The organism is Shewanella halotolerans, assembly GCF_019457535.1.
Lineage (GTDB): Bacteria > Pseudomonadota > Gammaproteobacteria > Enterobacterales > Shewanellaceae > Shewanella > Shewanella halotolerans.
Genome location: NZ_CP080417.1, coordinates 3,000,464 through 3,026,421, shown reverse-complemented (window position 1 = coordinate 3,026,421; position 25,958 = coordinate 3,000,464). Strand labels below are relative to the sequence as shown.

Here is a 25,958-nt window from a genome sequence, read left to right as displayed (position 1 = left end):
GATCCTGTTGTAGATAGGAATTTGAATGGCCATAAAAGTATTAGTTGTCGATGATTCAAGCTTTTTTCGTCGCCGAGTCAGTGAGATTGTCACCAAGGATGCGGAGTTAGAGGTCATAGGCACGGCGTCTAATGGCGCCGAGGCGGTCAAGTTGGCGCAGCAGTTAAAGCCACAAGTGATCACCATGGATATCGAGATGCCAGTGATGGACGGCATCAGCGCCGTGCGTGAGATCATGGCGAAGTGTCCGACCCCCATCTTGATGTTCTCATCTCTTACCCACGATGGCGCCAAGGCAACCCTGGATGCCCTGGAAGCGGGTGCGTTAGATTTTCTTCCTAAACGATTTGAAGATATTGCCACCAACAAGGATGAGGCGATCGCTCTGTTGCAGCAGCGCATCAAGGCGCTGGGCCGTCGCCGCGTATTCCGTCCCATACTGCCTCGAAGTGTGCCGCCAAAGCCAGCGACAACCTCTGCTTCTACGACAGCGCCGACAAGAGAGATGGCGCAGCGTCCAGCGACGCGTCCGAGCGCGCCTGTTACCCGCGCCAGTGGTAAGAAATATAAGCTTTTGCTGATCGGCACCTCAACCGGTGGGCCTGTTGCGCTGCAGCGGATATTGACCAAGTTGCCAGCGAACTATCCTCATCCTATTCTGCTTATCCAGCATATGCCGGCGGCCTTTACGCCCGCTTTCGCCGCACGCTTAAATGGTCTGTGCGCCATCGAGGTGAAGGAGGCGCAAAATGGCGATCAGCTCAGGGCAGGCTGCGCCTACCTGGCACCCGGTGGCATGCAGATGATGTTAGAGCGCGGCGGCACCTATGGTCGAATCAAGATAGTGGCCGGTAGCGCCGACATGAACTACAAGCCCTGTGTCGACATTACCTTTGCCTCGGCCTCAAAGCTCAGTGGCGGCGAGACCCTGGCCGTGATATTGACAGGCATGGGCGCCGATGGTCGCGAAGGGGCCAGGATGCTTAAGAATGTCGGGGCGACTATCTGGGCTCAAGATGAGGCCAGCTGCGTCGTTTACGGCATGCCACAGGCGGTAACCGCCGCCGGGATCTCCAGTCAGTCGATAGCGCTCGATGATATGGCCGAGGCCATCATTCGCGAGAGCGGACGTGGCTAGGCAGCGACAAGGCCTCAGCACCACTGTGCTGTTGCTGTTTTTTCTCTTGTTAGTTTGCTGTCTGGTGACCGGATCACTCTATCTCGACCAGAGGCATAAGAATGGCTTGCTTGAGGAAAAAATTGTTCAGCTTGAGAAGAGTCAGGTGCTGCTGATGGTGCCAGACGAGCAGGCGAAGGCCTTGGCCGATTGGATGGAGAATAATCCAGAGTTTACTCAGTCTATCATCAAGCAGGCTGAGCCTGGCAGCCAAGTAAGAGTCGAGATTGGCCCAGAGGTGCCTGAGGCGATCGCAAGGCAAGAGGCAGTTAGCCTTACAGACAGTCTTAGTCAACGAACCGATAGCCTCAATGAACAGACAGCTAATCGTGATGAACAGCAGGAGCAGACTAAGCTAACGCCCTTGTTGCCTGCGATGGAAGCTGAAGCGCTGAGCCCGAGTGAGCATCAAAGCGAGAACCAGCGCGAGCAAAAGGTGGCCAGCGCCACAGATAAGGCGACACAGGATGGTCAAACGCCATCGCAGCCGGTTAAGCTGTCAGAAGATAAAGATGGTGTTAAAGTAATAAGCCTGCCCCATGGCGGCATTCGAGTCACGACTCGCGAAGATAATTAAAACGATAACCTGATGGCGATACGCTCGAGGATTTAAGGGGTTTTACTTGAAGATCTGGACCATAGCAAATCAAAAAGGGGGCGTGGGTAAGACGACCACAGTGGCGAGCCTGGCTGGCGCCATGGCAAAGCGGGGCAAACGAGTCTTGATGATAGACACAGACCCCCACGCGTCTTTGGGCTACTACCTGGGCATAGATTCTGAAGAGGTGCCCGCCTCGCTCTATGATCTGTTTCTGAAACACAAGAACTTGAGTAAAGATCAGGTGCTTGCCCATATTGTCCCCACTAAGGTGGAAGGGATAGATCTCTTGCCGGCCACCATGGCGCTGGCAACGCTGGATCGCTCGCTCGGCCATCAGGAAGGGATGGGCTTGATCCTTAAACGCCTGCTTGCCTTAGTTGCCGACCAATACGACGTCGCCCTTATCGATTGCCCGCCGGTATTGGGGGTGTTGATGGTTAACGCCCTCGCGGCCAGTGAACATATCATTATTCCTGTGCAGACAGAGTTCCTGGCGATCAAGGGGCTAGATCGCATGGTCAAGACCATGACGCTCATGGGTCGCTCTAAGAGCACCACCTACAGCTATACAATCGTTCCGACCATGTACGACAGACGCACCAAGGCCTCACCTGCCGCCCTGCAACAGCTGGGGGAAGAGTATGGCGATGTGCTCTGGCCAGATGTTATCCCGGTGGATACCAAGTTTCGTGATGCCAGCCTGGCGCACCTGCCAGCCTCGCACTACGCCAGCCATTCACGCGGTGTTAAGGCCTATGAGAGATTGCTCGACCACCTGCTGACCAAGGAGTTTGCGCATGTCAAACTCGGTTGACGAAGCTGTCTTTAATTATTTTTCCTTGCTGCTCTCCGAGCCCGGAGAAGAGAGCGTCACGGCCGACAAGCCTGAAGCGAAGCGCGAGCAGGCGATAGCACAAAATGGTCAAATGAGTGGCCATACACCTGCAGTAAAACGTCAGCCTCTTAGCGAACAGTCTAAACCGCGCCCTGTGGTCACTCAGGCTACGCCGACACCGCTCAATAAGCTCGCGCTCGAGCAATTGCTGGCGCCAGTGAGTGAGATTGCTACTCAGACAGAAACTAATACAGATACTCAAATAGCAAGCAAGATTGAGCTCAAAACGCTCGATACCAAACCTGCAAGCGTCGAAACGATGACGCAAGCTGTATCGGTTCAAACCAAATCTGAGTCGCAAGTTAAGCAAAAAATCGAAGAAAAATTAGAAACTTCGGCTAGTATTAAGCAAGAGGAAATTGTAACCGAAAAGGTCGATCTGGCCGCGGCGCTGCAGACGCAAACTGGCGCGACACCACCAGGGGTGACAGAGGCGCTAGTCGAGCAGCTCGACGATGAATTTCAGGTGCTGTTTTTCAAGGTTGCGGGACTCACATTGGCCGTGCCCTTGGTAAGCCTTGGCGGTATCGTTAAGGTGGAGCGGATCAATCACATTATGGGGCGACCGGCCTGGTATCTTGGGGTTCAAACCCACAGGGATTCGCAACTCAATGTTGTCGATTCGGGTGCCTGGGTGATGCCGGAAAAATATGACGATAAACTGGCGCAATCCGTTGATTACCAATATATTGTACTCTTAGAGGACAGTAATTGGGGGCTGGCCTGTGAGTCTTTGGTGAATTCCGTCAGAATTTTAAAGTCAGAAGTTAATTGGCGTACCAAAGCGGGTAAACGTCCTTGGCTGGCTGGCGTCGTAAAAGAACAGATGTGCGGCATTTTACATGTGCAGGCACTGATTGAGTTATTAAATTTGGGTTTAGGTAGTCAGGACTCTATTGGCTGAGGTTGATATGGCAGATGCAAAAAACGTCGCGGCAGTTGCCGCAGGTAAAGATGATGAAGTGTTGCAGTGGGTAACCTTCCGTTTAGATAATGAAACCTATGGTATCAATGTGATGCAGGTGCAAGAGGTGTTGCGTTACACCGAGATCGCGCCTGTACCAGGGGCGCCTCATTATGTGCTGGGGATCATTAACCTGCGCGGTAACGTGGTCACCGTTATCGATACCCGCTCTCGTTTTGGTTTACCTTCTGCCGAGGTGGATGACTCTACCCGTATTGTGATCATCGAAGCCGAGAAGCAAGTGATTGGTATTCTTGTCGACAGTGTCGCCGAAGTGGTCTATCTGCGTGGTTCAGAGATAGATAACGCGCCGAATGTGGGCACGGAAGAGAGTGCCAAGTTCATTCAAGGCGTGAGCAATCGTGATAATGAGTTACTCATTCTGGTGGATCTCGATAAGTTACTCTCTGATGAAGAGTGGATGGAGTTGGCTCAGCTTTAAGGGCTTAGCCGTCGACGATAGTGCATTGACGATATAGCCATTGACGATAAAAAGCCGTCGCCTCGTTCGATGGCTTTTTTCGTGTTGTAAAAGGTCGAGCGTAGATATGAAGGTTAATGGAGTTGGCATTTATGATAGGCGATGAGATCTTAATCGCGGCGTTACTATATGTGGTTGCCTGTCTCGCACTGGTGCTGTATCAGCAAAAACAAACCAATAAGCTCAGAGCTAAGATTGATGCCCTGACGCTGCTGGTTAAAGAGAACGATAGGCAACGCGAGGCGGTTAAGCAGGAGCTACAGGAGCTGAGATCGGGCACCATAGGTGTTGGGCGTCGCATGCTCGAGCTGGAAAAGCGGGTGACCAAGCAGGAGGCACGCATCGATGAGACAGTAGCAGATGAACCTCAGGCAAGGCTCTATACCCGAGCGATGAAGATGGTCGAACTCGGCGCCGATATCGATGAGCTGGTTAAGGAGTGTGAGCTGCCTAAGGCCGAGGCCGAACTGTTACTGCGCCTTCACGGTAAGGGGCGATAGCACTCTATTTAAAACTAATGCTTTGAACTAATACATTTGAACATCACACCTCTTGCATGATCCTATTGTGCATATTGTCCCAGCGCTCAGGAAACTTACCGTCCAGCATATAGACGAAGGCGATCAGTTCGGCGATGAGCAAATATAGCTCCTTGGGGATCTCTTCACCTATCTCGAGTTTTTGCAGAAAGTTACTCAAGTTGGCATCTTGATGAATATAGATGCCAGCCTCCTTGGCGAGGGCGATGATCTCCTCGGCGACTAAATCTTCCCCCTTGGCGGTGATTTGCGGGGCCGACTTTCCGTCATAGCGCAGTGCCGCGGCCTGGGTGGGTCTGTGTGGTTTGTTGTCTGAACCACCTTGTAAGTCATCTGGTTTATCGTCGTATGTGCTCATCATTAGGCCTTAATTTTTACCAAATAGTGCTCGCCCGATAGTAAGGAGGCGGGTACCTTAGAGACTTGGGTGCGGATCTTGTTTGGGGTTAAGCCGATTGCCTGGATCTTCTGTTCCAGACCCATGAGTCTTTGTTCGATATTATTGAGCAGATTTTGATCTTCTGATGTGAAGCCCAGATTCAGCCGCCCATCTTTGACATCTGCGTTGATCAATAGTCCCGCTTGACTCAGATTAAACTTAAGCTGCAGCCGCCAGTGGGGCGATGCGTTTTTCTCCTGCTCTTCCTGGCTAAAGTGTCCCTCAAGCTCCTCGTGCCTGTGCTCTATCATATAGGGTAGGGTAAAGTACCAGTTCGTTGACTGAGCCGTATCGCTGCTTGCCTGCTGATAGAGGGAGAGGTTGGATACTAGCTTGCCAAGTGATTCGAGACCGCCGCTTTTTTCGATCAGGCCGAGTAGCTGACTACCGGACGCAAACTGTTGCAGGGCTTGTAAGGGGCTTGAGGCCTTACCGCCGGCCTGGGATTTCACCTGTCTGCCAAGGAGCAGCTGAAACAGTACCCCTATGGTGCCGGCATGGCTGGTGATGCTGGCAAGACTAGATACTGGCGTTGCCGGCGCAGCGATGCCGGCAAAGCTATCGATAAGCTCCTGTTTCAATGAGCTAGGACTCGCTAACTGGGTAAGTGGCTTGGGGAAGGCGAGTGGCAGAAGCTGTTGCATCAACTGCAGCAAGTTTTTACCCTGCGCGCCTTTACCTGTCGGCATGGCTTTATCTGCGAGTTGACCGAGCGCGAGATTCAGCCCTCTATGATTTAGCTCCTTGGAATTGAGCCCTTTAGCGTTTAATGCTGCCGATTGTGTTGTTTGGCTCATATCTGCTGATTGCGGTGCTATGCCCCTTGGCGATATTTGTCCTTCCTGCTTCCCTAAGGCGGCAAGCTGAGCGAGCGCGGCAGGGCTAGATGGCAACTGGCTGCTAGCCTTTGCGTTTCCTTGTTCACCTGATGTGGCTTGGGATATGGATTGGAGCATGGCATGGCGGATAAGCTGAGCGCTAGCATCGAGCCTAAGTCCTGTAACCATGGTGCTGACCCTCTGAAAGAGTTGGCTCTGATTCATTTGGGCAATATCTTTTAGCAACTGAGCCTGGGCATTTTTTAACCCAGTTGTAGTCACCGAACCTAGCGCTGAAGTTAGTGATTTACCATTCAGAGAATTGATAGCCGCGGCTGCCAAGTCATTGTTTTGGGCTGCTTGAAGCGGTATCTGGCTAATCTGCTGATTAGATACCGCTCTGTTTGCTGCAACTAGGTTTGCTGGGGCTAGATTTGCTGATGTTAAGTTTGTCGCTACTAGATTTGTCGGTCTAGCCATTGCCGATGCCTTGCTTGGCATGAGAGCAGGTAAGGGCTCTCCGAAGCCCTTTGGTGTGGTTAACTCTCTGATAAGCCCATTTAACGATTCTGGCGTTAACGAGGTCTTTGCTAAGCTATTGATGAGCTGATGGTAAGCGCTGGCTAACTCGGGTTTGCTGATAAGAGCCTGTGATGTCTGGGGTGACAGATAGAGTGCGGGGGAGTTGGTATTGCTCAACAGCGCCTCTTTACCCATTGGCGTCAGCAGCAGATTAACCTCAGCCAATTTGGGTGTGAGAGTCAGGGTTAACTGTCCATTATCCATGGTGATCTTGGCTAGGTACTGGCCATCAGCGATGGGTGGGCTAGGTAATCTAACCAGCTGTTGATCGTCAAAAAACAGCTGGTTTGCGGTTATTTGCACCTCACCTAAGGGGTAGCCCTGTGGGCGATTGGCGAAGTTAGTAAGCTGGGCCAGGCTTATCTGGTTGGCATTGATATAGGCAACCAGTCCTTTGGGTAAGGGGAGGGCGATAGCTTCTCCATGGGCCTGCACGGTAGCACTTAACATGGAGCTTGAATTCGCGGCGGCGCTCAATTGGGTCAATACTGTAAGACGAACGGCATCTTGTTTTAGGCTTTGCTGATCTTTACTGTCTTGATAGGTGATCGCTAGCTCGCGATGATTGAGCCTGAGTTTATCGCCCTGAGGCGTCGATGCTACCTCAACCGGAATATTTTTGGGCTGGAGGCTCTTGTTAGCTTGATTGAGAAGCTCACCGCCAGATACCGCTGGGGAGGGCATGTCGATACGCGAATTACTCAATTGTTAACCTCAAATTGATGCTCCATGAATGTCTTATTACAAAATTCAATTTGACCTATCGCTTTAGCTGAGTATCCTTAGCGATCTGAAAAGGAAAACCAAACTGTGTAGTCTAGTATTAACACTTTATCGTCAACAATAGCTGGTGACTTTAGCCGTGTGAATACTAATTAGGAAACTAATTTATATGAAGTGTAAATGGATTGCGTTGAGTCTGCTATTGGTTGGTGCCCAGGCGATGGCACAGACAGACACAAGCGATGAGCGTGCAACGGATAGCACCACAGCAGAAGTCACCATTATCTATAACGATGAGCGCGATCCCCTGGAGGGCTTTAACCGCGCCATGTGGGATTTCAACTATCAGTTTCTCGACAAATATTTCTATCGCCCCGTGGCACATGGCTACAATGATATCTTGCCTAGGCCGGTGAAAACTGGTGTTAATAACTTTGTCCTCAACTTCGAAGAACCCAGCTCTATGGTGAATAACGCCCTGCAGGGCAAGTGGGGTTGGGCGGCCAATGCCGGCGGACGGTTTACCATTAACACCACTATAGGTTTGTTGGGGGTCATCGATGTTGCCGACATGATGGGCTTACAGCGTAAACAGGACGAGTTTAATGAGGTGTTAGGCTACTACGGTGTGCCTAACGGCCCCTACTTTATGGCGCCGTTTTTAGGCCCCTATGTGACTCGCGAGTTGGCCTCGGATTGGGTGGATGGTCTCTATTTTCCGCTGTCTGAGCTGACCATGTGGCAATCCTTGGCCAAGTGGGGGCTGAAAAACCTACACAGGCGCGCATCGGCAATTGACCAAGAAAGACTTGTCGATAATGCACTTGACCCCTACACTTTTGTTAAGGAAGCGTATTTTCAGCATCTTGACTATAAAGTTTATGATGGCGACATACCCGTGTCGACTGATGATGACGAATTGCTCGACGAATACATGACAGAGCTTGATTAACATCAGTGTCCCGCATAACCCATTGTTTCATAATAGGCGAAGGAACTAGCGATAAGATGTTGCTTATCTAGGCGTATATGGATGTACTAGATTTTGCGGCTTAGCCAGAGTGCAAGCCTGGGGAAGCTAAATGGCGTTAGAAGATCTAGTGATACTGTTAGTGGAAGACGACCCGGTATTTCGCAGTATTGTGGCCGCCTTCTTGACCAATCGTGGTGCGACCGTTATCGAGGCCGATGATGGTCAGCAGGGGTTAGAGCGGTTTAGTCAGCACGATTTCGATATCGTGCTGGCGGATCTCAGCATGCCTATCCTGGGTGGGCTGGATATGCTCAAACAGATGATAAAGCGCAAGCCAGATACCCTCTCAATTGTCATTTCTGGCAACCAGGTGATGGCCGATGTGGTCGAGGCGCTCAGAGTGGGCGCAAGTGATTATTTGGTTAAGCCGGTTAACGATCTCTGTCTTATCGAAAATGCGATCCGCCAATGTGTGGGCGGCAGCAGTCAGCAAGATGTGCATCTGGAAGATCTTGACGAATTATCCTATCAAGAGTTGGAAGAGCACCTTAACTTGCTGGAGCAGAACGCCGAGGCAGCTAAGAGCGTGCAACAGCAGCTGTTTCCTCCTTCTGTCATCGATTATCCCAAAGCTAAGATTGACTATAGCCTTTTCAAGCATGACGAGGTGAGCGCGTACTTTATCGATAGCGTCAATGTGGGCGAAAGTTACCTCATCATGTATATGGCGCATTTTCATCCTCAAGATAATCGCTGCGCTTTTGCCAGCGTACTGCTTAAGAGTTTCGTCAACCAGAAGTTGAAACGGTTTCGCAATGACAATACCGAAACCATCATCGAGCCCTTTAATATGTTGAGTTACCTCAATGAGCGGATGAGTAAGTCGGGCTTGGATATCTATGTGGATATCGTTTACGCCGTGGTTGAACTGACCCATTACCGCGCTTCAATCGCCCAAGCGGGTAAGGGATTGAGGTGTTATATTCGCAATGAGGAAGGCTTGATGCCGCTTGCGATGCCTGACGCCCTGCAGTTGGGGATTTTAGAGTGGGGCCAGCCCAGCACTCAATTTCGAAACTTAATGCCGGGAGAGAGCCTGTGTGTGGTTTCTAGTAATACCGAGCATAGGGAGATGTTACTCAATGATGAGTTTGTCGGTTTGAGCTATAGCCCTGAGGTTGCCCCTGGTGGCTATGTGCAGATGAGCTTCTAGTTATTCCTCGAAATTCTTCTATTTTCACCAAGTCTAAAAACAAAAAACGCCACATTGAGTGGCGTTTTTTATGGAACTAAAGTCTAGTTATCTAGCGATAAGCCATTAGCGCTTAATTGCTTCATGCTCGGCAGTGATAGCAATCTCTTCTTCTAAGGCTTCTTCTTCTGTGTGGTGGCTGTCTTCGGCGCCATGCATCCAGTCAACCAGTTTGTCCGCCATGAAGTAGAGGATAACGCCTGACAGTGCGGCCGTGATAGCGATACCGGCGAAGATAGACATAGCGTTGGCTAGCTGCTCCTCTTTTGCACCACCATGGCCGATGAATGAACCGATAATACCGCCAATCTTGTTAGCCGCGGCAACAAACAGGAACCATGCCCCCATCATGAGTGATGCGATACGTAGTGGAGCCAGCTTGGTGACCATAGACAGGCCGATTGGAGAGAGGCACAGTTCACCCATGGTGTGGAAGAAATAAGCACCTACCAACCACCACATGCTTGATTTAGCATTAGCGTCGCCGCCCATCTCAAGTACTGCACCGATCATGAACAGGAAGCCTGTTGCAAGCAGTACCAAGCCTAGCGCAAATTTGACCGGAGAGTTTGGTTCTCTGTCACCCAGGCGAACCCAGATAGAGGCAACTACAGGGGCGAAGATAACGATGAACATAGCGTTCAGTGATTGGAACCAAGTAGTTGGGACTTCCCAGCTGCCAATCATACGATCGGTGAAGTCGTTGGTGAAGAGGTTCATTAGGCCACCGGCTTGCTCGAAGCCAGCCCAGAAGATAATAGTAAATAGACCCATGACCATGATCACTTTGATGCGATCACGCTCAACTTTGGTTAGTGGCTCTTTGCGCACTTCACCTTTTTCTGCTGCTCTCTGCTTTTCAAGTTGGGCGGCTGGTACACGACCGATATCGCCAAGCAGCTTTTGAGCGAACAGGAACTGGATGATCAGCGAGAGGATCATACCAATACCGGCACAGATGAAGCCTGCTTGGAAGTTACCATCGAAGTAAGCCACGACCGAACCAACTATGATGCCCGATAGGAAGGCACCTACGTTAATACCCATGTAGAAGATGGTGAATGCACCGTCACGGCGGTGATCGCCTTCTTCATAGAGGTCACCCACCATAGTAGAGATATTTGGCTTGAATAGGCCGTTACCTAAGATTAGGACGCCCAGACCAATATAGAAGACTTCAGTTTCCATGCCTTGTACCCAAGCATGCGGGGTACCAAGAATAAATTGACCAGCGGCCATCAGGGCGCCACCTATCATGATGGCTTTACGTTGACCTAGGAATGTATCGGCGAGCCAGCCACCGATGAGGGGAGTTAGGTAAACAAGACCTGTGAATGTACCGTAAAGATTTAGGGCATCGGCTTGGGTCCAACCTAGACCGTGACCACCTTGGGATTGTACTGCATCGACGAGATAAAGTACCAGGATGGCTCGCATCGCATAGTAACTGAAACGTTCCCATAACTCAGTTGTAAACAACAGGAACAGTCCCTTAGGATGGCCGAGCATCGTACCTTGGGGTTTTGCTGCACTCATGTAAGTCTTCCACCTTCAGCTTGTGATTGCCTACATAACAAAAACTATGTAGAAAAATGGTTGTTGCTAATATAGCTCGCTTGTTGGATAGAGACGCTCGATTAGTCTAACTTAATGAAAATGTTATCTAATCTGTCTTGTTGCGTTCTAAGCTTGTTGCGAGAATTTATTATATTTTAATATTTAGGGTATTAAATTTTATCAAACCCATCTTATATACCCTTTTCATCGCCTAAAAGTCAATTTACCTGGGTTAACTGACCAACAAATCATCACTGGTTGGAGGGGCTAGGGCATGATTGTTTATGGTCTGTTGCGCTTAGCAGAAAGATTTGACCTGAGGTAACAAAGTGGGTGGGAAAAATAGAGGAAAAACGCTCTTTTCTTTGACCTAGAGTATTTGCTATGATTTCGGCCGTGAATTGGATGTCACCTGAATTATCTCGTTATCTTTGCGTTGCGCGTTATTCTGAGCGTCTTGCAAAACACAGCAATTGTGAAAGTAAGTCCGCAGTGGTTTCTGTCATAGCGGTTATTAAGTGTTAGCTAACGATAAAACTAGGTTCTTAAGGAAATTATGAAGTCTTGGTATCTTGTGTATTGCAAACCTCGCAGCGAGACACGCGCGCAGCAAAATCTTGCATTGCAACAGATAGAGACCTACCTGCCCACTCTCCCTCAACAGATCACTAAGTCCGGTAAGACTAGCGTAAAGCGCCAGCCGTTATTTCCCTGTTACCTGTTTATCTATTTCGATCCGCTAGAGATCAGCGTAAGTAAGATTCACTCGACACGAGGCGTGTCTCGAATCATAGGTTGCCGAGAAGAGATGACGGCGATCGACGATGCCATAGTGCATTCCATTAAGATGCGTGAGGCCAAGTTGCTTAATGCGCTGCAATTACCGAGTGATGATTTGTTGAGTGGCAACGCTGAGCCTAGGTTGTCTGTCGGCGATAAGGTGAAGTTTGTTGAAGGGCCATTTAAGGAGCTTGAAGGGATCTTTGAAGAGCAGAGTGGCGATAAGCGCTGTCACATTCTTTTTGAGATCATGGGCCAGCAAAAGAGGGTGTCGGTCTCGAGGGCCAGTATCAAGGGCATTTGAGAAAGGTAGCCGATTGGGTAACCTCTGATTGTTCAAATAGCACTTTGAAGCAATACGTAGACGTTTATAAGGGATAAGAAGTAGGTCGTTGGCGCTAATCTTTGTAAGAGATCTGCTATAACGCGCGATTCGTTGTTAGATTAATCTTCACGTTTTGTTGGTGTTTTGGTTATTCGGTAACAGATTTTGGTCGTTGAAGGCCTGTATTGAGTGATTTTAAGCTGATTGTGCTCACGGCATTCGATTGTATTAAACGATTGACGAGTATATGAGCAGTAATTGTCATTTTGTTCCAGTACAATGAAACGCTTTTCTTCAAGATAGCGCAAAAGTACTTTGTTTAATGTGTCATTTTGTAGGGCATCTTAACCAAAGTATTTTAGTAAAGAGTGATTTAAAAGTTAGATTTCGCGTGGCGAAGGGCATGTTGGGAGCCGGAACCTATGGGCGGTAGCGTGCCCGCAGGGTATCGAATGAAAAGTTTCATTCGTTAAGCGATAGCTGAAGGCCTCTGGCCGCCACGCGGATCGGTAGCGTGCCTGAAAGGCAAAAGACAGAACAGTTTCAGTCTTTTAGTGGAAGCCGAAAATGATTGTCAGGAACAATCGTTAACAGCTTTAGCTGGCTCGAAGAGTGAAGTATAGGATGTACTGAGTCAGGTCGCCGCCACGCGGATCGGTAGCGTGCCCGCAGGGCATCGAATGAACACTAAGCATTTTGAGATAGTCTTTGTTAAGTGATTGCCGAAAATGATTGTCAGGAACAAGCATTAACAGCTTTAGCTGGCTCGAAGAGCGAAGTACAGGATGTACTGAGTCAGATCGCCGCCACGTTGGGCGGTACCGTGTCCGAATGTCAGTAATTGGCTTAGATTTTATCTGCTTAAGCCGGAAAGTTTTATTTAGACCTTGCCTTTATCAATGGAGATTATCGGTGTTACAACGAACCAAAAAAGTCATTATAACAGCGGTTGCCGCACTGTTTTTGGTGGGGACCCAGGTGCAGGCGATCACGCCTTCGCCGCAAATGATAGAGCAGTTTAAAAATCTGCCAGCTTCCGAGCAGCAAAGACTTGCCCGCCAGTATGGAATCGATCCTGCGATGCTTGGCGGTGCGAGTGCCTCACAGCAAAACCTCAATAGTCCGCAGGTTGTCCAGCCTCGTGCAACTAATGAAGTGGTCGATCATTCCCGCGATGCGGCTAATGAGCTTAATTTCTCACAGGATGAACAGAAGAAGCAGCTAGCACGTTTTGGCTACGAGCTTTTTCAAGGTGAACCTACCACTTTTGCCCCTGTCTCCGATGTTCCTGTTCCAAGTGAGTATTTGGTTGGCCCTGGCGACAGAATTAAGGTACAGCTCTTTGGCAAAGAGAATAAAGAATATGACCTGGTGATTAATCGAGAGGGGAGCATTCAATTCCCCGAACTCGGTCCTATCTCGGTAGCGGGTTTAAGTTTTGCCGAGCTTAGAGAGTCTCTGAGTCACCGTATTTCTCAGCAGATGATAGGGATTGAGTCGAACATCACCATGGGTGAGCTACGCTCTATTCGTATCTTTATCGCCGGTGATGCCTATAAGCCAGGTTCTTATACCGTCTCGAGTCTGTCTACTATCACCCAGGCGTTGTTTGTCGCCGGCGGGGTGAATGAGATTGGTTCACTTCGTAACATTCAAGTTAAGCGTAATGGCAAGCTAGTCGGTAGCATGGATCTGTACGATCTCTTGATGCGAGGTGATGCGTCAGGTGACATTCGTTTGCGCTCTGGCGATGTAGTGTTTATTCCCCCAGTAGGTGGACTCGTAAGTATTACTGGCGAAGTGCGTCGCCCTGCAATCTATGAGTTGAAACGTAATGAGACAGTTGCCGATATTGTAGCTATGGCCGCAGGGGTAAAGCCTGGCGCTTATCCTAAGAGTAGCAGTATAGAGCGATATAACAGTAATGGCCTTCGCAGTATCGTGAATGTAGATTTAACGTCTGCGAAAGGTAAATTAACAAAGGCGCAAGCGGGTGATTTCATACGTGTTAAAAATGCCTCTGGTCAGTTTGAAGATGCCATTACCGTAGTTGGCGCGGTTGTTAGACCAGGAAAATATCAATGGTTTGATGGCCAAAAAGTTAGTGATCTTCTGCCATCACTTTGGGGCGACCTTTCAATTTCAGCCGATCTCAATTATGCGATCATTGTGAGAGAGGTGAATCGCTACGGAAAGGTTAAGGTACTGCAATTCTCTCCTAGCCGCGCTATCGCCGAGAAAGATGTCACGCAAGATTTGTTATTAGCACCACGCGATAAGGTCATGCTATTTAACTATAGCGATGATACTCAAAATCGTTATGAATTAAATAAGTTGGTTAAACAGAGAGTTAAAAAGGTGACCTCACTTACCGGTGATAGCCTTGTGGGTAATGATCTGTTTAAGGCTGGCTTCTCTCAGCTAGATAAGATGCAACTTTCTGAGCGTACTCAAATCGGTGGTGTCGTTGTAGCTAAAGAAGCGCCTGATGATAAAGAGCAGCTCGTTAAGGGTGAAGTCAACAAGATGTTGGCTAACTTATTTGAGGATAAGGAACTGATTAAGCTCAGTGGTGCTATGAATCGCAGCGAGCTGCTCTATCCAGTCGTTGCACAGCTAGCTGCTCAAGGTAACTCAGATAAAGGCACGCAAGTCGTCGCCATAAGCGGTAAGGTACGTCATCCTGGTGTGTATCCTCTTTCTCAAGGGGCTAAGGTTAAAGACTTAGTTATTGCAGCTGGTGGATTAGTTGAAGGCGCGTATACAGCTCGAGCAGAATTGACCACCACGGTAATTGGAAGCGAAGAGTCTAGCGTTAACCATTCAAGTGTTAATTTAGATGACGCATTGGCAGGTATTGATAGTGCCAATGTGGCGTTAAGTTCCAGAGACATCTTGACGGTAATGACAACGCCAGATTGGCAGGAAAATAAGGCAGTCGAGATTCGCGGTGAGGTAAAATTCCCAGGCATGTATAACATTCGCCGTGGCGAAACACTTGCCGATGTGATCGACCGTGCGGGTGGTTTTACTCAGTATGCCTATTTACCATCCTCGGTGTTTGTTCGTGAGTCAGTACGTCAACAAGAGCAGCTTGAAATTAAGAAGCTTGCCGATCAATTGCGCCGTGATATTGCTACTCGCGGCGTTTCCAAAGATGGCAATGTGGTGAATTATAGCGATGCTAAAATGATGCTCACTGACCTTGAAAACATCAAGGCGGTAGGCCGTTTGGTTGTTGATTTGTCTGCTATATCAATTGGTATCGAACAAGCTGATATTCAGCTTGAAGATCAAGATATTCTCTATGTGCCATCAGTTAAGCAGACGATTGCGGTAATGGGTGAGGTGCAGCATGCCGCAACTCATAGGTTTAAAGAAGGCTTAACGTTAGATCAGTATCTTGAGATGTCTGGTGGCGCCAGAGAGCGCGCCGATGAAGATAGAACCTACATTATTAAGGCAAATGGTTCAGTGCTCCTGCCAAATCGTTCAATGTGGTTTAGCAGTAATACTGAGCTCAATCCTGGTGACACTATTATTGTACCGCTGGATACAGAGTATAAAGATAACCTCACACTCTGGACCCAGGTTACCGGCATTATTTATAACAGCGCCGTTGCATTGGCCACTATAGCCAAGTTATAGACTTTAATATGAGCACTTTGATGAGCTTAGTTATCGAAGTGCTTTGTTTCTTCTTAGGATAATGAGACTCAGAGACACAAATTCTATGTCCACCGAGATAAAAAACTACGGCGATGCCCAATTTTCCGATATGCGCGCTCAAGTACAACAAGCTAATGATGAAATAGACCTTAGAGAATTGTTTTCAGTCATCTGGCAAGGCAAGTGGCTAATTATTGCTATTACAGCCGTATTTGCTATTGGCTCGGTTATTTTTGCCATTGTGCAGCCCAATATCTATAAATCTGAAGCGCTTTTAGCTCCTGCAAGTGAGGAGCAAGGCGGCGGTTTGAGTGCTTTAGCTTCTCAGTTTGGCGGCTTAGCGAGTATGGCTGGTATTAACTTAGGTAGCGGCGGTGGCGTTGATAAGACTCAGATGGCCATTGAGGTGATGAAATCACGCCAGTTTGCGAGTGATTTCATTAAAAAACACAATCTTTTACCTGATTTGATGGCCGCTGAAAATTGGAACATGGGCGATAACAGCATTGTATATGACGCTAAGCTATATGATGCAGCATCACAAAAATGGGTGAGAGAAGTTGAAGCGCCTTTTAAGCCTGAGCCATCGATGCAGGAAGCCTACAAAGAGTTTAGTAAGATAGTTAGCATCAATTCTGCAAAGGATACAGGTATGGTAACCATATCTGTTGAGCATTTGTCGCCAGCGATAGCTCAACAATGGGTTAATTGGCTAGTTGAAGATATCAACAAAGTCATGAAAGAGCGTGATGTCGCAGAGGCTAATCGAAGTAGTGACTTTTTAAACAAGCAAATTGCACAAACTAATGTTGCTGATATTCGCACTATTTTATACAAATTGATTGAAGAGCAAGCTAAAACCATCATGTTTGCAGAAGTGCGTGATGAGTACGTATTTAAAACTATCGATCCCGCACTAGTACCCGAAGAAAAGGCTAAGCCAAAAAGAGCGCTAATATGTATATTAGGCACAATGCTAGGCGGTATGTTAGCTGTAGTGCTGGTTTTGATAAGGTATTTTGTAAGAAAAGAAAGTTAGAACAAAAATTTTTTGTAGGGCCTACTGGGAAAAAATTTTAAAATCCCGTAAAACCTAGGCTCTTCAAGGGATAACGGAGATTCGATTGTCCAAAATGGATAAAAAGTGTCTTAGCTGGGGTTAAGTCTTAGCTGGGTTTAAAAGGCTGAGATGTGATAGCGAAATTTCTCAAAATTTATCATTCCTAAATAGCCATTGAGTATGGCTAAACTCATCAAATTTGGTAGTAAAAAATGAAAATTCTAGTCACAGGTGGGGCCGGATTTATTGGCTCTGCGGTTGTTCGTCATATAATCAACAACACTCAAGATAGTATAATTAATGTCGACAAGTTAACTTATGCTGGTAATCTTGAGTCACTTATAAGCGTAGAGAAAAATGATAGATATGCTTTTGAACAAGTTGATATCTGTGACCGAGCTGAACTAGATCGAGTCTTTAATGAGCACAAGCCTGATGCTGTAATGCACCTGGCGGCAGAGTCGCATGTGGACCGTTCAATAACAGGTCCTACTGATTTTATTCAAACCAACATTGTTGGAACATACACCCTTCTTGAAGCGACTCGTGCATATTGGAATGAATTACCTGCAGATAAAAAGTTCGCTTTTCGCTTTCATCATATTTCTACTGATGAGGTTTATGGTGACTTACCTCATCCAGATGAAGTGCAAAGTTCAGACGAGTTGACGCTATTTACAGAAACTACTTCTTATGCGCCAAGCAGTCCTTATTCAGCATCTAAAGCATCGAGCGATCACCTTGTTCGCGCTTGGTTACGCACGTACGGTTTGCCAACAATCGTGACCAATTGCTCAAATAATTATGGGCCTTACCACTTCCCTGAAAAACTTATTCCTCTAGTGATTCTAAACGCATTGGAAGGCAAGCCTTTGCCTATTTATGGCAAAGGTGATCAGATCCGTGATTGGCTTTATGTAGAAGATCATGCTCGTGCGCTATATAAGGTGGTTACTGAAGGTGTGATTGGCGAAACGTATAACATTGGCGGTCACAATGAAAAACAAAACCTAGAAGTAGTACAAACGATCTGTGCCATTTTAGATGAGCTAATGCCTAAAGATGCTCCCTACGCAGAACAAATTACCTATGTAACAGATCGTCCAGGTCATGACCGTCGCTATGCGATTGACGCCACTAAAATGAGCAAAGAGTTAAATTGGGAACCTGAAGAGACCTTTGAAACTGGTCTGCGTAAGACCGTGCGATGGTATCTTGATAATCAGATTTGGAGTCAACGAGTGCAAGATGGCTCTTATCAAAGAGAACGTTTAGGCGTAATTAGTAGCTCACAGGTAGGTAGTAAGTAATGAAAGGGATTGTATTGGCTGGAGGCTCCGGAACACGTTTATACCCATTAACACGTGGTGTTTCAAAACAATTATTACCCATTTACGATAAACCAATGATTTATTATCCTTTGTCAACGCTGATGCTGGCCGGTATTCGTGACATTTTAATCATTACTACTCCTGAAGATAACGAAAGCTTTAAACGGCTATTAGGTGATGGTAGTGATTACGGGATTAATCTTGATTATGCCATTCAAGAAAGTCCTGATGGTTTAGCACAAGCCTTTATTATTGGCGAAGATTTTATAGGTGATAATAGTTGCTGTTTAGTGTTAGGAGACAATATTTTTTATGGTCAATCTTTCACTAGAATGCTATTAAAAGCGGCTAATCGTGAGCAGGGGGCGACGATATTTGGATATCAGGTGAAAGACCCAGAGCGTTTTGGTGTGGTAGAGTTTGATGACGATATGCGCGCTGTCTCTATAGAGGAAAAACCACAAAATCCTAAGTCCAACTATGCAGTAACAGGTTTGTATTTCTACGATAACCGTGTTGTCGAATTGGCAAAACAGGTTAAACCTTCTGAACGTGGAGAGTTAGAAATTACCACGCTCAATGAAATGTATCTTAATGATGGCTCTTTAAATGTAGAACTATTAGGTCGTGGTTTTGCATGGTTAGACACTGGCACTCATGAAAGCTTACATGAAGCAGCCTCATTTGTTCAAACTTTGGAGCATGTGCAAGGTTTAAAGGTTGCTTGTTTAGAAGAAATTGCATATCAACAGGACTGGTTAAACGAAGAAGATTTATTGCGCATTGCTGAGCCCATGATGAAAAACGACTATGGTCAGTATTTACATATGCTAGCTACAAGGTCTGGTAAATAACGAGTTATCATGAAAGTATTAGTCACAGGAAGCAATGGACAGGTAGGTCATTGTTTAGTTGAACAGTTACAAGGTAATGCTGAAGTTTTAGCTTTAGGTGCCCAAGAATTAGATATTACTAAAGAGCAGGATGTATTTGATACGGTTAATACCTTTAAGCCGGATGTTATTATCAATGCTGCAGCATATACGTCTGTGGACCGAGCCGAATTGGAGCAAGATTTATCATATAAAGTAAATTGTGATGGACCAAGGTATTTGGCTCATGCAGCTCAGTCTATTGGTGCATCAATTATACATATATCGACAGATTATGTATTTGAAGGCAATAAAGATGGCTTGTACAATGAAGATGATATTACAAACCCTCAAGGTGTATATGGCGCAAGTAAATTAGCTGGTGAGCAAGCCGTTATAAAAGCTTGTGCCAAGCATATCATTCTTCGAACTGCATGGGTATTTTGCGAACATGGTAATAACTTCGTCAAAACAATGCTTCGTCTCGGTCAAGAAAGTGATGCATTAAGTATAGTTGGCGATCAGTTTGGTGGCCCCACGTATGCAGGTGATATTGCTGCAGCTTTGACCAATATTGCTTTACAATGCCATGTAGGGAAAGAAGCATGGGGCATTTATCATTTTTCAGGTATGCCTCATGTTAATTGGTATCAATTTGCTGATACGATTTTTACTCAGGCTTTTAAGCAAAAGGTGTTGGAAAAAGTACCCAAGTTAAAGTCAATTGACACACATCAATATCCTACACCAGCTAAAAGACCAACTAATTCGCAATTAGATTGTCATAAGATTGAAAAAGTTTTTGGTATTAAACCAAGTGATTGGCAATATGCGTTAACAAAAATTAAAGAGTATCAAATATGAATGTTATCGATACAAGTATCCCTGATGTTAAAATTATTGAACCTACAGTATTTGGTGATGAACGCGGTTTCTTTATGGAAACATGGAATCAGAAGGAGTTTGAAGAAAAAGTTACAGGTAAGCCGACACGATTTGTACAAGATAACCACTCTAAATCTAAAAAGGGTATTTTGCGAGGTTTGCATTATCAAACCGGTAATACTCAAGGTAAATTGGTACGTGTAGCACAAGGTGAAGTATTTGATGTTGCGGTTGATATTAGAAAAAATTCACCGTCATTTGGCCATTGGGTAGGAGTGTATTTGTCTAGTACTAATAGGCGTCAACTATGGATGCCAGAAGGCTTCGCTCATGGTTTTTATGTCATAAGTGATGAAGCAGATTTCGTATATAAATGTACTGATTATTACAATGCTGAAGCTGAACTAAATATTATATGGAATGATAGTGATTTAGGTATTGTATGGCCAATTTCAATGCCCCCGATACTTTCGAGTAAAGATAAAGAAGCAAGTTCGTTTCATGATGCCATGAAGAAATTATAGAGGATAAGTGATGTCACTAGTTGAAACGATAGAGTTTGATGTGTTGGGCGATTTGAGAGGTGGGCTAATATCCCTAGAACAAGAAAAAAATATACCGTTCATTATAAAGAGAGTTTATTACATATTTGATACCAAGGTAGGTGTTGTGCGTGGTTTTCACGCGCATAAAAAATTAAGACAGATGGCCATATGTGTTAAAGGAAGTTGTACCATTAAAATGGATGATGGAGTAAGTGTTAAACATGTTACTTTATCTTCACCGAGTCGAGGTTTACTTATAAATCCAATGCAATGGCATGAAATGTACGACTTCTCTACTGATTGTGTTTTGATGGTTTTAGCAGATGATTTTTATGACGAAAGCGACTATGTTCGTAGATATGAAGATTTTGTTGAATTAGTAAAAGGTAAGTAAGTGAATATTGTCATTGCAGGAAAAAATAACATAGCTATTGACGTATTGGAAGCTATGAAGTTTAAGTATCCTAGTTTTCAATACTATGCGGTTTTTAATGCGAATGATTATGGAGTAGATGGGTTTCAACGTTCTTTTAAAAAATATTGTTCAGAAAGTTCCATTAAAGAATTAACATTAACTGAAGCATACTGCTTGAGTAATGCTATTTTTATTTCTTTGGAATATGATAAAATCGTCAACCCTAAAAGCTTTAGCCATAATCGTGTTTATAATATTCACTTTTCAAAACTACCATCTTATAAAGGGATGTACACTTCGGCATGGCCGATTATTAATGGTGAATCTCAATCTGGAGTTACATTCCACTATATCGATAAAGGAATCGATACTGGCGATATTATATACCAAGAATGTATTGCCATACAAAAAGGTGAAACAGCTAAAAGTTTGTATGAGAAATATATTGTTAGTGGTACTAAGTTAATTGTTGAGCATATAGATGAAATCGTAGCTGGTAAGTTAACAGGCAAGAAACAAGATGCGTATGATTCTAGTTACTATTCAAGGAAATCTATAGACTATAGTGACATTGACATAGACTTAAAGCAAACAGCTTTTGAAATATCAAATAAAATAAATGCATTTACATTTAGAGATTATCAATTGCCGGAAATTGGTGGCTGCAAAGTGTTTGGATGTGAAATATTAGGTAGTAAAAGTTTGAATTCAGCTGGCACTGTCGTAGATGGAGAGCTTTATTTTATTATTTCGACAGTGGATTATGATTTAAAAGTCTATAAAGATGTGTTTGATGATTTGTTGTTGTCTTGCCGGGAAGGTGACTTAATACGAACAAAGAGTTTGGTTAATCAGTTTAATGTTAATGAAAAAGATGAGAATGGTTGGAGTCCAATTATTGTTGCCGCTTACAATGGTCAATTAGATATTGTTGAGTACTTGGTTTCCATGGGGGCTGATATTAATGATTCTAATTATAAAGGAACTACTGTTTTTATGTATGCTAAAGATTTTGCGCTGAAAAATAATGATTCCAATTTTCTTGAGAAATTGGTTGGGATGGGCGCTAATCCAGAATTAACGGACCTTAGTGGTTTAAACGTATTTGACTATGTAGAAAAAACATCAGATGCAGCGTCAATTAGTTTTATGAGAAAATTTTTATGATCCCATTTTTAGATTTAAAAGCGATTAATAAACAATATCAAAATGAGCTCAAAGAAGCATGTGCTCGTGTAATAGACTCAGGTTGGTACATATTGGGCCATGAGTTAAGTAGTTTCGAAAAAGATTTCGCAAATTATTGTGGCAGCAAATGGGCCATTGGAGTTGCTAATGGATTAGATGCCTTAACCCTTACATTAAGGGCATGGAAAGAGATAGGGAAATTAAAAGATGGTGATGAGGTGATAGTTCAAGCTAATACATATATTGCTTCAATTCTTGCCATTACTGAAAACAATTTGAAACCAGTTCTTGTTGAGCCTGACCCTCAAACTTTCAATTTAAGTGTAGAAAGTATTAGAAGCAATATTACTCCAAAGACTAAAGTAATATTGCCTGTTCATCTTTATGGTCAAATTTCACCAATGAAGGAGATAATGGGGCTAGCCGAAGAGTATAATTTACTGGTATTAGAAGACTGTGCCCAAGCACATGGTGCAAGTTTAGAAGGGAAAATGGCTGGTTCATGGGGAAGTGCAGGTGCATTTAGCTTCTATCCTGGCAAGAACTTAGGAGCTTTAGGGGATGCTGGTGCTGTAACGACAGATGATCAACAACTCTATGAAGTTTTAAGGGCTTTACGTAATTATGGATCGCATGAAAAATATAAAAATAAGTATAAAGGCGTTAATAGTCGCTTAGATGAAATGCAAGCTGCTTGCTTAAAGGTTAAGCTTAAATATCTTAACGATGAGATTAAAAAAAGAAGAATTGTTGCTCAAAGATTTACCTCTGAAATAAATTCCAGCTTAGTCGAATTGCCACGATGTGATTATGATGAAGGTCATGTATGGCATCTGTATGTAGTACGAACTAAGTATAGAAAGGAATTAACAGAGCATTTTTCAAAGAATAACATTCAGACATTAGTTCATTATCCAACCGCGCCTCATAAGCAAAGAGCGTATCAAGATTTTAATATGAAATCACTTCCTTTAACGGAAAGGATTCATGATGAAGTATTGTCTTTACCTATTTCACCAATAATGTCCGGCTCAGATGTTGACTATATTATAGCTGCAATTAATGGGTTTTCATTATAAACGGGAGAGTAAACTAACTTTTCAGGCGACGAGCTAGAGTGTATATGATATTTTGAATTTATATGCGTTATAGCTATTGCTTCCCAAATAATTACATTGTTATTAAGAGCCTGTTTGCTTTGTGGAATCATTTCCGGGAGCGTATCAATGATTTAGTGCTATAGTAAGATAATCAGGTTCTAATGATGATTGTAAAACTGTAATGTTATAGTCTAATGGAATGTTTTTCATGATGATTAACTACATTTTTAATAAGATGTTGAAAAAAATTAATGTTGTTCTTTGTAAATTTCTTAGTAATTTAAAGTACAGCAAGGCTGGTAAATTTTATTTAGTTCAAGGGTTGCTAACAAGAGGTAAAGGACAGATATCTATTGGGCGAGGTGTTGAAATTGGATGTATTGACTCTCCTTATTTTTATAGTTCTTACTGCTATTTAGAGGCTCGCGAGATTGACTCTAAAATAAAAATAGGTAATAACGTTAAGATAAATAATAACTTTTCTTGTATATCAGTTGTTGATGTATTGATAGAGGACAATGTTTTAATTGGTTTGAATGTGCAAATAGTTGACTCAAATTTTCACGACTTAAATGTTGAAAGGCGTGGGAAAAGTAATGCTAAAATAAACTCGGGAGCTGTAATTATTGGGGAGGGTAGTTTTATTGGCAATAATGTTATTATCTTGAAAGGTTCTAATATTTTGCCCGGAACCGTTGTTCCTGCTGGTTCAGTTGTCAGATGAAACATGCTATTTTATCAATAGGTAGTAATCTATTTTTATTTTTTGCATCCATTGTAAGGATTAAGCTTTTAGCCATAAATGTTGGTGATTTCGGCATTGCCTCTCAAGGGTATATCAACGGGCTTCTTGATTTATATTTGGTCTTTGCTACATTAGGTGCTAATAGTGGCCTTGTTCGAGCACATAAGAATACTAAAGAAATATATTTCTGGAGACCTTTCTTAATTCAGGTCTCCTTGGGGATGGCGGCTTGTTTAATTTTTTCTTTGTTACAGGATACAAGATATCTAAATGAAGAAATAATTGTGCTGCTCATGATTATTTTGGGTATGAATGCCACTTCTTATTATTTGAAGGCAGTTTTACAGGCCAGAAACAAAGTGGAATTTATTTCATTATCCAACATTGTTTCTGGTGTGGTTAGTTTGATCGTTGCTTACAATACAATTCCATATTATGGTATTAATGGTTTTTTGTATTCAATACTTACATTAAATCTTATCGCGCTTATTTTTCTGTCTTATACAACTGTCATTAGCGGTCGAGGCGATGTGAACTATAAATGCACTACTGAAACTAGCTATGCTGAAGTTTTAAAGTTTGGACTTGTAGTATCTTTGATGGGGTTTATGGTGTCATCAGCACTGTATTTTGTGAGAGCTAGTTTTGATGATAATATCCCTGCTCAGTTAGCTAGTTTTAATATCTTTTGGACATTTGGTGCAACTTATACTTCAGTTATTTTCCTGGGGTTAAGTCAGCAATATTTGGGTGAAATAATAAGAAAGGTCGGCGATGCTAAACCTGTTCTATCAATAGTTAACTTGTGCTCGGTATTTATACTTTTTTACCTATTAACCCTTTTTTTCTTTTCGGATTTAATATTAAAAACTCTTTATGATGACTCCTTCATCAAATATGGTTCGTCGCTGCTTTTTGCTGGGGTTTATGCAGCAATTAAAGGTTACTCTTTTGCATTTGGTTTGAGAGTTACCGCTCAAGGAAAAGGTTCTGTTTACATAGTTTCAGAATTGTCATTTACTCTTCCTTTGTTGTTTTTTGTTTTTATGTTTCAAGGTGGCATGTCAATAGAGGTTGCTTTTATAGTTTCTGCGTTATTGAATGCAATGTTCTTGAGGTTTGTTACCTCTAGAGATATAAGTTTGAGTAAGCCTGACTATATATATATCGTTGTCGCTATTATAATAATTTCTTTGAGGGTTTTGGAGTGAGGTTTTCGATTTGTGTGTTTTTGTACAATCAAAAAAAATTTGTGGAAGAGTTGGTGTTAGGATTGCTTTCACAAACTGATAGTGATTGTGAATTAGTTTTGTCCGACGATTGCTCGACTGATGGAACTTTCCAAGAATTACTCAAGTATGAGTCTAGGTTGAAGTCTGTATTTAAGAAAGTTGATATCCGTAAGAATAAAGTGAATTTGGGTTTAGTCGGGCACTGGAACTTAGTGCTTTCTAGTTTAAATACTGATTATGTTATTGTTCAAGCTGGTGATGATATAAGTCTTCCTGAGAGAGTCGAGACAGTAAAGCGAGATATACAAAAACTCGGGCAACCATCATGTCTTGGTTATAATGACGTATGTGGTGAAAAATTTGACGGAAAAACCTATGATGAAACAGAAAGTCCAATTTACTTTAAATGGGGATTAAAGGATTTCATTGTTGGAAATGTTCGTCCTAGTGCTGCTTCACGAGTTTTCGACTTGCGCAAATATAGACAGTTTGGAGAGTTATCTTCGGGACTTGGTACGGAAGATACCACTACTCTTTGGCGAATGCTAAACTCCGGTGAAGTCTATATTTCTAGTAGCAGGGTATTATTCTATCGAAGACATCCAAGTGCTTTGAGCGCAATTGGTAATATCTCCAAGATTAAACTCTACCCCATATTTTCTCAAATGAATAAAGATATAAAGCTTGTTGAGACGAGTTCGTTGAGAAAGTTAACTCTTTATTCAATATCTATTGGATATATCGTCAAACGATTATTGTTAAATTGCTACTATAGATTACTGGTTTTGGTTTTTAGAAAGTGAGATTTTC

General features: G+C 44.1%; 24 protein-coding genes. 21 read left to right on the top strand and 3 right to left on the bottom strand.

Annotated features, from left to right (window positions below; genetic code table 11):
- Positions 1 to 25 precede the first annotated feature (25 nt).
- The 6 genes from K0H81_RS13120 (at position 26) to K0H81_RS13095 (ending at position 4,618) form a co-directional block, all read left to right on the top strand.
- On the top strand, positions 26 to 1,138 hold the full coding sequence (locus tag K0H81_RS13120) for a protein-glutamate methylesterase/protein-glutamine glutaminase (protein ID WP_220058611.1): 1,113 nt from the start codon (positions 26 to 28) through the stop codon (positions 1,136 to 1,138).
- Positions 1,131 to 1,754, top strand: coding sequence for a hypothetical protein (locus tag K0H81_RS13115; protein WP_220058610.1), 624 nt, complete (start codon positions 1,131 to 1,133; stop codon positions 1,752 to 1,754). The genes K0H81_RS13120 and K0H81_RS13115 overlap by 8 nt, the downstream gene beginning before the upstream one ends.
- 46 nt (positions 1,755 to 1,800) lie before the next feature.
- On the top strand, positions 1,801 to 2,592 hold the full coding sequence (locus K0H81_RS13110) for a ParA family protein (protein ID WP_144204014.1): 792 nt from the start codon (positions 1,801 to 1,803) through the stop codon (positions 2,590 to 2,592).
- Positions 2,576 to 3,577 carry a chemotaxis protein CheW gene (locus tag K0H81_RS13105; RefSeq protein ID WP_220058609.1) on the top strand — a complete coding sequence of 334 codons (1,002 nt, stop codon included), beginning with the start codon at positions 2,576 to 2,578 and terminating at the stop codon, positions 3,575 to 3,577. The genes K0H81_RS13110 and K0H81_RS13105 overlap by 17 nt, the downstream gene beginning before the upstream one ends.
- Before the next feature lie 7 nt (positions 3,578 to 3,584).
- Positions 3,585 to 4,079: a chemotaxis protein CheW gene (locus K0H81_RS13100; RefSeq protein ID WP_011865192.1), complete on the top strand. Its 495-nt coding sequence runs from the start codon at positions 3,585 to 3,587 to the stop codon at positions 4,077 to 4,079.
- A gap of 134 nt (positions 4,080 to 4,213) precedes the next feature.
- Positions 4,214 to 4,618: a DUF2802 domain-containing protein gene (locus K0H81_RS13095; RefSeq protein ID WP_186300667.1), complete on the top strand. Its 405-nt coding sequence runs from the start codon at positions 4,214 to 4,216 to the stop codon at positions 4,616 to 4,618.
- 43 nt (positions 4,619 to 4,661) lie between these two features.
- Here K0H81_RS13095 and K0H81_RS13090 read toward each other — a convergent pair whose 3' ends face one another.
- Both K0H81_RS13090 and K0H81_RS13085 read right to left on the bottom strand, forming a co-directional pair.
- Complete coding sequence (locus K0H81_RS13090; RefSeq protein WP_220058608.1) at positions 4,662 to 5,018, bottom strand: EscU/YscU/HrcU family type III secretion system export apparatus switch protein; 357 nt, start codon at positions 5,016 to 5,018, stop codon at positions 4,662 to 4,664.
- Positions 5,018 to 7,201, bottom strand: a complete 2,184-nt coding sequence (locus K0H81_RS13085; protein ID WP_220058607.1) for a hypothetical protein — start codon at positions 7,199 to 7,201, stop codon at positions 5,018 to 5,020. Before K0H81_RS13085 ends, K0H81_RS13090 begins: the two co-directional genes overlap by 1 nt.
- 238 nt (positions 7,202 to 7,439) lie before the next feature.
- On the opposite strand from K0H81_RS13085, the gene K0H81_RS13080 reads away from it, so the two are divergent.
- Together K0H81_RS13080 and K0H81_RS13075 are read left to right on the top strand one after the other, a co-directional pair.
- Complete coding sequence (locus K0H81_RS13080; RefSeq protein ID WP_223294805.1) at positions 7,440 to 8,171, top strand: MlaA family lipoprotein; 732 nt, start codon at positions 7,440 to 7,442, stop codon at positions 8,169 to 8,171.
- A gap of 130 nt (positions 8,172 to 8,301) precedes the next feature.
- A complete protein-coding gene (locus K0H81_RS13075; protein WP_220058606.1) occupies positions 8,302 to 9,405 on the top strand; it encodes a response regulator in 1,104 nt (367 codons plus the stop codon).
- Positions 9,406 to 9,510: 105 nt separating this feature from the next.
- Here K0H81_RS13075 and K0H81_RS13070 read toward each other — a convergent pair whose 3' ends face one another.
- A complete protein-coding gene (locus tag K0H81_RS13070; RefSeq protein WP_220058605.1) occupies positions 9,511 to 10,980 on the bottom strand; it encodes a peptide MFS transporter in 1,470 nt (489 codons plus the stop codon).
- 577 nt (positions 10,981 to 11,557) lie between these two features.
- Between K0H81_RS13070 and rfaH the strand changes: the two genes are divergently transcribed.
- From rfaH to K0H81_RS13005, 13 genes are all read left to right on the top strand, one after another.
- Entirely contained in the window at positions 11,558 to 12,085 is a 528-nt protein-coding gene (gene rfaH / locus K0H81_RS13065) for a transcription/translation regulatory transformer protein RfaH (protein ID WP_220058604.1), read from the top strand.
- A gap of 933 nt (positions 12,086 to 13,018) precedes the next feature.
- Positions 13,019 to 15,754, top strand: a complete 2,736-nt coding sequence (locus tag K0H81_RS13060; protein WP_220058603.1) for an SLBB domain-containing protein — start codon at positions 13,019 to 13,021, stop codon at positions 15,752 to 15,754.
- 85 nt (positions 15,755 to 15,839) lie between these two features.
- Positions 15,840 to 16,814, top strand: a complete 975-nt coding sequence (locus K0H81_RS13055; protein ID WP_220058602.1) for a Wzz/FepE/Etk N-terminal domain-containing protein — start codon at positions 15,840 to 15,842, stop codon at positions 16,812 to 16,814.
- 233 nt (positions 16,815 to 17,047) lie between these two features.
- Entirely contained in the window at positions 17,048 to 18,145 is a 1,098-nt protein-coding gene (gene rfbB / locus K0H81_RS13050; protein WP_220058601.1) for a dTDP-glucose 4,6-dehydratase, read from the top strand.
- The gene (gene rfbA / locus K0H81_RS13045; protein ID WP_220058600.1) at positions 18,145 to 19,020 is read left to right on the top strand and encodes a glucose-1-phosphate thymidylyltransferase RfbA; all 876 of its coding nucleotides are present in this window, start codon (positions 18,145 to 18,147) and stop codon (positions 19,018 to 19,020) included. The genes rfbB and rfbA overlap by 1 nt, the downstream gene beginning before the upstream one ends.
- 9 nt (positions 19,021 to 19,029) lie before the next feature.
- The gene (rfbD, locus tag K0H81_RS13040; RefSeq protein WP_220058599.1) at positions 19,030 to 19,902 is read left to right on the top strand and encodes a dTDP-4-dehydrorhamnose reductase; all 873 of its coding nucleotides are present in this window, start codon (positions 19,030 to 19,032) and stop codon (positions 19,900 to 19,902) included.
- Positions 19,899 to 20,447 (top strand): dTDP-4-dehydrorhamnose 3,5-epimerase, encoded by a 549-nt coding sequence (rfbC, locus tag K0H81_RS13035; protein WP_220058598.1) that lies wholly within the window; start codon positions 19,899 to 19,901, stop codon positions 20,445 to 20,447. The genes rfbD and rfbC overlap by 4 nt, the downstream gene beginning before the upstream one ends.
- A gap of 10 nt (positions 20,448 to 20,457) precedes the next feature.
- Positions 20,458 to 20,862 (top strand): sugar 3,4-ketoisomerase, encoded by a 405-nt coding sequence (locus tag K0H81_RS13030; protein ID WP_220058597.1) that lies wholly within the window; start codon positions 20,458 to 20,460, stop codon positions 20,860 to 20,862.
- Positions 20,863 to 22,050, top strand: coding sequence for a formyltransferase family protein (locus K0H81_RS13025; RefSeq protein ID WP_220058596.1), 1,188 nt, complete (start codon positions 20,863 to 20,865; stop codon positions 22,048 to 22,050). It begins immediately after the preceding gene.
- Positions 22,047 to 23,150 (top strand): DegT/DnrJ/EryC1/StrS family aminotransferase, encoded by a 1,104-nt coding sequence (locus tag K0H81_RS13020; RefSeq protein ID WP_220058595.1) that lies wholly within the window; start codon positions 22,047 to 22,049, stop codon positions 23,148 to 23,150. Before K0H81_RS13025 ends, K0H81_RS13020 begins: the two co-directional genes overlap by 4 nt.
- A 229-nt stretch (positions 23,151 to 23,379) precedes the next feature.
- On the top strand, positions 23,380 to 23,895 hold the full coding sequence (locus tag K0H81_RS13015; RefSeq protein ID WP_220058594.1) for an LbetaH domain-containing protein: 516 nt from the start codon (positions 23,380 to 23,382) through the stop codon (positions 23,893 to 23,895).
- A complete protein-coding gene (locus tag K0H81_RS13010) occupies positions 23,892 to 25,127 on the top strand; it encodes an MATE family efflux transporter (RefSeq protein WP_220058593.1) in 1,236 nt (411 codons plus the stop codon). Before K0H81_RS13015 ends, K0H81_RS13010 begins: the two co-directional genes overlap by 4 nt.
- Complete coding sequence (locus tag K0H81_RS13005) at positions 25,124 to 25,951, top strand: glycosyltransferase family 2 protein (protein ID WP_350354820.1); 828 nt, start codon at positions 25,124 to 25,126, stop codon at positions 25,949 to 25,951. Before K0H81_RS13010 ends, K0H81_RS13005 begins: the two co-directional genes overlap by 4 nt.
- Positions 25,952 to 25,958: the final 7 nt, after the last annotated feature.

Bases quoted from the DNA above. Each gene is read 5' to 3' on its own strand.
- K0H81_RS13120 (WP_220058611.1), top strand. From the start codon at position 26: ATGGCCATAAAAGTATTAGTTGTCGATGATTCAAGCTTTTTTCGTCGC.
- K0H81_RS13105 (WP_220058609.1), top strand. From the start codon at position 2,576: ATGTCAAACTCGGTTGACGAAGCTGTCTTTAATTATTTTTCCTTGCTG.
- K0H81_RS13100 (WP_011865192.1), top strand. From the start codon at position 3,585: ATGGCAGATGCAAAAAACGTCGCGGCAGTTGCCGCAGGTAAAGATGAT.
- K0H81_RS13090 (WP_220058608.1), bottom strand. From the start codon at position 5,018: ATGATGAGCACATACGACGATAAACCAGATGACTTACAAGGTGGTTCA.
- K0H81_RS13080 (WP_223294805.1), top strand. From the start codon at position 7,440: ATGGCACAGACAGACACAAGCGATGAGCGTGCAACGGATAGCACCACA.
- K0H81_RS13075 (WP_220058606.1), top strand. From the start codon at position 8,302: ATGGCGTTAGAAGATCTAGTGATACTGTTAGTGGAAGACGACCCGGTA.
- K0H81_RS13070 (WP_220058605.1), bottom strand. From the start codon at position 10,980: ATGAGTGCAGCAAAACCCCAAGGTACGATGCTCGGCCATCCTAAGGGA.
- rfaH (WP_220058604.1), top strand. From the start codon at position 11,558: ATGAAGTCTTGGTATCTTGTGTATTGCAAACCTCGCAGCGAGACACGC.
- K0H81_RS13055 (WP_220058602.1), top strand. From the start codon at position 15,840: ATGTCCACCGAGATAAAAAACTACGGCGATGCCCAATTTTCCGATATG.
- rfbB (WP_220058601.1), top strand. From the start codon at position 17,048: ATGAAAATTCTAGTCACAGGTGGGGCCGGATTTATTGGCTCTGCGGTT.
- rfbA (WP_220058600.1), top strand. From the start codon at position 18,145: ATGAAAGGGATTGTATTGGCTGGAGGCTCCGGAACACGTTTATACCCA.
- rfbD (WP_220058599.1), top strand. From the start codon at position 19,030: ATGAAAGTATTAGTCACAGGAAGCAATGGACAGGTAGGTCATTGTTTA.
- rfbC (WP_220058598.1), top strand. From the start codon at position 19,899: ATGAATGTTATCGATACAAGTATCCCTGATGTTAAAATTATTGAACCT.
- K0H81_RS13030 (WP_220058597.1), top strand. From the start codon at position 20,458: ATGTCACTAGTTGAAACGATAGAGTTTGATGTGTTGGGCGATTTGAGA.
- K0H81_RS13020 (WP_220058595.1), top strand. From the start codon at position 22,047: ATGATCCCATTTTTAGATTTAAAAGCGATTAATAAACAATATCAAAAT.
- K0H81_RS13015 (WP_220058594.1), top strand. From the start codon at position 23,380: ATGATGATTAACTACATTTTTAATAAGATGTTGAAAAAAATTAATGTT.
- K0H81_RS13010 (WP_220058593.1), top strand. From the start codon at position 23,892: ATGAAACATGCTATTTTATCAATAGGTAGTAATCTATTTTTATTTTTT.